The organism is Streptomyces sp. JW3 (assembly GCF_052216785.1).
Classification (GTDB): domain Bacteria; phylum Actinomycetota; class Actinomycetes; order Streptomycetales; family Streptomycetaceae; genus Streptomyces.
The window spans coordinates 1-264 of sequence record NZ_JBQOUX010000309.1 but is presented as its reverse complement, the minus strand read 5'-3'; the positions used below and the strand labels follow the sequence as shown (position 1 = coordinate 264).

Here is a 264-nt window from a genome sequence, read left to right as displayed (position 1 = left end):
GATCTGTGGCGACGCGCACGCCGCCAACTTCGGCCTCTACGGCACCCAGCGCGGCGAGATCGTGATGGATATCAACGATTTCGACGAGACGATTCTCGGGCCGTGGGAATGGGATCTCGAACGCCTCGCCGCGAGCCTCGTCCTGGCCGGACGCGAGAGCGGTGCCGACGCCGACGACTGCCTGCGCGCGGCCCGCGACGCCGCGGCCTCCTATCGCCGGACCGTCGCCGGCCTCGCCGAGCTGCCGTTCCTGCAGTCCTGGAC

At 70.5% G+C, this 264-nt stretch carries 1 protein-coding gene; it reads left to right on the top strand.

Features of this window, described 5'->3' with window-relative positions; translation table 11 throughout:
- Positions 1 to 264 (top strand): DUF2252 family protein (locus ACTT8P_RS38625; RefSeq protein WP_442836457.1); only part of this gene is annotated, 264 nt, incomplete at both ends.